Here is a 3,856-nt window from a genome sequence, read left to right as displayed (position 1 = left end):
CTCGTCAGGCTCATAACCTGAAGGTCGCAGGTTCAAATCCTGCTCCCGCAACCAAAATCTAACAGATAAAACAACACGATAGCGCCCAAAGGGGCGCTTCCTGCGTTTGTGTTGCAAGCCCTGGTGCTACAGCAGTGCTACGTTCCGGGCCGCTAGCAGGGCCTGCCAGCCGCCGCAGCCCGGCCCGGGGCGGCGTTGAGGCGCCAGGTGCTCCCACCAGCCAGGACACGGCGGCTCAGCTGCAGGTACCGGCCGCTGCAAAGTCACGCCGGGCTACTGATCAACCGCATATCCCGCGTCGTTATTCTGCAGTTTCGTCAAATGACTGCCTTGGAGAGGGAAGGAGAAAGTCTGCTTAAAGGAGGCTTGAACTGGTATCTGGCCCCTCGTTAGAGCTACGCCTAATTCAGTTGAGCTACATCGCAGTACTGACAATTAGGGCCGTATCAGCCGGTTGCGGGTCCGCGAATAAAAAGCCCCGACGCTTAGGCCGGGGCTCTAATTGGAGCGGGGTGGCCGACTCGAACGGCCTTAACGGGCTTCCGGCATCGACGCTGAATAACTCTTCTTCATCTCGTTGATAGGCGTGGTTGTTCTTTTCCCACCTGGCCCCGCAGCACCGTCAGAACATCCATTCCCGTTTTAAACGCAGCAGTCAAAATTGTGCCCATGTGTACCTCCAAGTTAACAACCCAGTCGATGCAGAGCCAAGTGATGAACAACCACGCCCCAACGTCTCCGAAGGAGATATCCAAGGTCACAACAGCCGAACCCTGAATTCGTACGCGCTGTTCATATTGTCGGGCCGAAAATATTGCAAGTCCACGCCTCGCTGAAGCTACAGCTTTTCCAATCGTTGTCCGTCCATCGACACTGCCTAGGCAACCCGTTATCGGACCCGCACAGCAGGAGCCCGAAGCGGATGCGATCCATGCCGCCGTTCGACCTACACCGGTCCCGCAGGGAGGGCGGGAAAACAGACCTTCTCCGCGACGGCGAAGCGCTCGGAGCGAATGAGCAAATGCGGCCCTAGGATCGCAGTTGGCCTACACTGTGGCCATAATATACAAGATATACGGGGATTATGCTCGCAAAATCCAGGCAAAGAACGAGTAGGAGCAATAATGAGCAATGGCACAATTGATGAAATTCATCCTGTTCTCAAGGCCTTTGAAGAGATCGAGAAACCTTTGGTCACCCAAGAAGAAGTTGAGGGGTTTGCCGATGAAAACGACTTCATCGGGCTGGGGGTGTCACTACTAGTTGAGGCGGGTTGTTATGTTTGCATCGCTGCGAACACGCTTGGGAAGCAAGAAAAATGGGATCGAGATACCGCCGCTATAGGTGGAAACATGGCTCGTCTTTACAAGATGATTTCGGCCTTCCTGGATCAAACGGTCCAGCGAAGGCGCGATACTAGTTTTATTTTCGCCCGATTAGTCTTCGAGACGGTCGTTACAATACGATACTTAATAAAACACTTCAGTCCTGATCTAGTTGCCTCCTACGTAAAGAACTCATTCAAGCACGAGATCAAGCTGCGCAAGAAGATGGATCAAAACATCGCGGCACGCGGTGGGGTGATATTGCCAATCGAAGACCGAATGATGCGGTCGATTGATCGTGCTTATGCGCGTGCCGGGCTCAGCCCAAACGACCTAGACGGTTACAGAGAGAGAAGCTGGGGCGGGAAAAACCTGTATGAAAAAGCCGATGACCTTGGGATGGGCGACGCTTATCTCGGTGCGTTTTCCGGGCCGTCCCAAAGCGTTCATGGCGCTTGGGGAGACATCTACTCACACTGCTTAAAGACAGATGGTGACGAACTGTTTTCGCCTAACATTGAGTGGTGTTATCCTCGACCACAATTGATCACTGCTTTGGCGCACCTGAGTCTGTTCGCGATCGACGACTACTTCGGATTTTTCGGTGATTCAGAGCTGCGAGAGGAAGTGCAAAAGCACCTGGGCGATTTAGCAACCCGTTTACGTGCCCTCGACCAAGGCCATGAAAACTACCTTGCGCCGAAGGAATGGCCCAGAATGCGGTAGCCAAGATGCAAATTTAATGAAATCGCTATTTATGGAGGTAACGTTTAGCTAAGTGATTTCAGCGGGTGCGTCTGAGCGCAAACCGCGAGCAGCGCCTTATGTTGACCTTGATCAGGTGGCGGCTGTTACTGTGAACTGGTGAAAGGTGAGCGCGCTTTTAAGCGACTTTTGTGCTGACCGCAGCATAGGAGGTAGTCCGCCAGGGCGGTTGAGCGGCCACCTTCGGTAAAAATGGCAGAAGAGTCCGCATCGGCAGCATCTTGGGCATCCCCCATGTGATGCTCGCTTTGGGTTGATGTAGTCGTTGCCCTGTTTTACCGAGACGTTAACCTGTATCCATCAAATGAGCGGGGTGGAAGAGTATGGGCGCGAAAGCGAAAATTGGTTTCTGGCAAAAAGCGCGTGTTCATTTTGACGCGGCCAAGAAAGTCTTGAACGCAGATGACGATGAGGCGCCAAGATATGCGGCGCTTAGGCTGAGGATGGCCTTAGAGTGCATAGCCTATGATTGCGCCCAAGCTGCCGACTTAACCCCAAGCGAGATTGGGGTTTGGCAGCCTGGGAAAGCCATAAAGATCCTGAAATCCATGGATCCGCATGTTGACCAAAGCCGGACCATATCAATTGGTCCGGAGAGAACAGGCGAAAATGCTGTTGGTGAGCTCAAGACAGTTGGCTCAGATGTACGTCTTACGGCCCGCAGGATGGATAAGATCAATGGAAACCTTGGGCAGCTCTTACACGAAGCATCTCTGCTGGATCACCTGAGCGGGCGCGCACTTGAGCCGGAAGAAGTTCTTAATCGGGTGCAAAAAGTCATAGGAGAAATGGAGCCCATTTTTTCTCAAAGAGTTATGAAATTACATATCAACGAAAACGTAAACTTGCCGTGTGAGTGCGGAGAGACTATGACGCGGCGCGTGGCAAGTTTGGACAAGGATGGCAATATATGGTGCGACAATTGTGGTGCTATTTATTTTGCTCGCCAAATGGACGGCCAATGGGAGTTTAAACGCAGGATTGTTGGGCTAACTTGCCCAGCTTGCTCGCAGTCCCTGGAACTACCAGGCTTGTTAGAACGTGAAGGTTCGGAATATCGATGCACTGACTCCAATTGCGGAGCCAAAATTCGGTGTGTTGTTGGCCTGCATTGGGTGGTTGAAGAGCGGCAAGCCTAGTGAGAAGGCTAAGCTGGGCGCGAAGGTCTCGTTTGCGCCGGGGTTTCCGTTCATCGGCAAGGGGCAACTTACGGATGAACGGCCAGCTCGGAGTTCCACACCAATCTGAAGCCTCTGATTTGATCGTCAGCATCGTCAGCGCTTGAGTTTGCTGACGATGCTGACGATGGATTATACAGTTTCAATTCTGAGGATGCGTTCTCCGGCGTGGCCTTGGCGGTCAAAGAAGATGGACACGCCCATGCGGCGCAGAGGCGGTTGGACGCGGCGGATTGCACCGGACAGGCGGTTGACCTGGCGGGGAAAGCTGGCCGGGTCGTCGGTCAGATGCGGGAAGCGGTTTCTCAGCGCCGCGTTCAGATCGGTGACGGTTCCGGACCAGCGCTTTTCCTCGGCAATGAACTTCAGGATGGATAGGGCCACCGGGTTGCCTTCGACGCTGGCTTGATCCGAACACTTGCGGTTGGCGGCATAGGCGTCCAGGAACGCTCCCTGCGGCCAGCCCAGGGCGGGTTCCGCGGCGGTGACCCACTTAGCAAAGTCCGCCATGCGCGGGCGTTCCGGCAGGGTGACGGCTCCGAGATTGGCAAGGGCGGCAGAGACTGCATCCAGCAGACCGGCAAAGAT

The 3,856-nt window shown here is 54.2% G+C and carries 3 protein-coding genes; 2 read left to right on the top strand and 1 reads right to left on the bottom strand.

What is annotated here, in order from left to right:
- Positions 1-1,124 precede the first annotated feature (1,124 nt).
- Complete coding sequence (locus tag ACFMBG_RS23970) at positions 1,125-2,051, top strand: DUF5677 domain-containing protein (RefSeq protein WP_421057147.1); 927 nt, start codon at positions 1,125-1,127, stop codon at positions 2,049-2,051.
- 362 nt (positions 2,052-2,413) lie between these two features.
- Positions 2,414-3,229 carry a hypothetical protein gene (locus tag ACFMBG_RS23965; protein WP_421057146.1) on the top strand — a complete coding sequence of 272 codons (816 nt, stop codon included), beginning with the start codon at positions 2,414-2,416 and terminating at the stop codon, positions 3,227-3,229.
- Positions 3,230-3,400: 171 nt separating this feature from the next.
- On the opposite strand, the gene ACFMBG_RS23960 is transcribed toward ACFMBG_RS23965, so the two are convergent.
- A partial coding sequence (locus tag ACFMBG_RS23960) for a DNA-binding protein (protein ID WP_421057145.1) occupies positions 3,401-3,856 on the bottom strand: 456 nt, incomplete at its 5' end.

The organism is Leisingera coralii (assembly GCF_049056525.1).
In the GTDB taxonomy this organism is placed as follows: Bacteria; Pseudomonadota; Alphaproteobacteria; order Rhodobacterales; family Rhodobacteraceae; genus Leisingera; species Leisingera coralii.
Note: the sequence above shows the minus strand (reverse complement) of the source record. Positions and strands in the feature narration are given on the sequence as shown.

Bases quoted from the DNA above. Each gene is read 5' to 3' on its own strand.
- ACFMBG_RS23970 (WP_421057147.1), top strand. From the start codon at position 1,125: ATGAGCAATGGCACAATTGATGAAATTCATCCTGTTCTCAAGGCCTTT.
- ACFMBG_RS23965 (WP_421057146.1), top strand. From the start codon at position 2,414: ATGGGCGCGAAAGCGAAAATTGGTTTCTGGCAAAAAGCGCGTGTTCAT.